Below are 1,294 nucleotides of genomic sequence, written 5' to 3' on the forward strand. Positions count from 1 at the left end.
TTTGAATTTAAGGCCTTTAAAATTAGGTCATGCGAAGGAATAATTCGGTGTATTTATTATAACAGAAAATCTAAGCATACTAAAGAGGAAAGAGAATACACAATTTTATTTTAGGAAATATATCCATGGTTTAAAAATGGATTGCTGAAATAAGTTGGAAGATATATAATATTAGTAGAGTAAAAATTGTGAGATAACAGGAATTAGAAAATATGAAAAATCAACCGCTGAAACCATGGATAAAAGGAAATGAAAGTATAACACCAAATAATTTTTTTTCAAATGCATTGCCCAATTTAGAATATGGAGCTTGGATTTCTTTGGATATTGCAGTGGAATTGTATAAAGCGAATACTATAGATACGGGTTATTTAAAAAAGTCTTGGAATGAACATCATGAATATATAGAGCAAGTCTGTTTATTAACAGGTATCGATGAAGAAAACGGATATGATTTAGATAGGGAAGAAAAGTGGTGGGTGTTACAAGAAATAGGTGAACCTCCATTTGGCTGCTATAATATTTATTTTATTACTATTTATAATGAACATGAAGAAAAACTGGTATATATAGGAAAGACGGATTCTAAAAAAAGTCGATTTTCTAATGGTCATTTGGCAGCATTAAAATTACATAATCCCATTTATAATGGTTACAATAAGCGAGTATATTTTGGAACGGTTATGTTTCTAAGTGATGACAAGGAATATGTGCCACTTGAATTTATTTCGCCTTATAGTAGAGCTGAAAGGTATTTGAGCGAAATGGAAGCATATTTAATTGAAAGATTAAATCCGGAATTAAACAAAAAAAAGGAGCCATTGCATTTGTTAGAAAATCTGTCAAGTGTGCTGATTCAAAATTTTAGTGAAGAGAATGCGTTTATGAAGGATTTCTTTGTCTGATAGAATTGCTCTGAACATGAAAGGCTATTCACAAATAAGTTGCAAAGCAACTGAGTATGTACTGACTTCACCGAAGTTTACTTTGCAGTGCTTGAAATATTAGTAAAATCAAGGATATCTTATGCTGATATATAAAATGAGCATTGCGTAAATGGTATAGTTTATCGTATTTTTGCGCAAAATGAAAAATAAATCTATTCGGCAATGTTGATATAAGTTTAGCATTGGCTTTGTTGTGATTATATTTATATGGCGCAGTAAACTTTTGTGATAAAATTGAAATCTCAATAGTGTCTTATAATAATTTCTTTTTCTATTGAAAAAATCTTAAATAAATCCCAATTTTTTTTATTTTTTTACACATTTCGACAATTTTTTCCATTATTTAT

1 protein-coding gene is annotated in these 1,294 nt (G+C 29.1%); it reads left to right on the top strand.

Translation table 11 applies throughout. The features are described 5' to 3' along the window. Positions 1-212 precede the first annotated feature (212 nt). Positions 213-905 carry a hypothetical protein gene (locus I4V84_RS19520; RefSeq protein ID WP_117854346.1) on the top strand — a complete coding sequence of 231 codons (693 nt, stop codon included), beginning with the start codon at positions 213-215 and terminating at the stop codon, positions 903-905. Positions 906-1,294: the final 389 nt, after the last annotated feature.

The organism is Ruminococcus sp. 1001713B170207_170306_F1, from assembly GCF_015668065.1.
GTDB classification, from domain to species: Bacteria; Bacillota; Clostridia; order Lachnospirales; family Lachnospiraceae; genus Blautia_A; species Blautia_A faecis.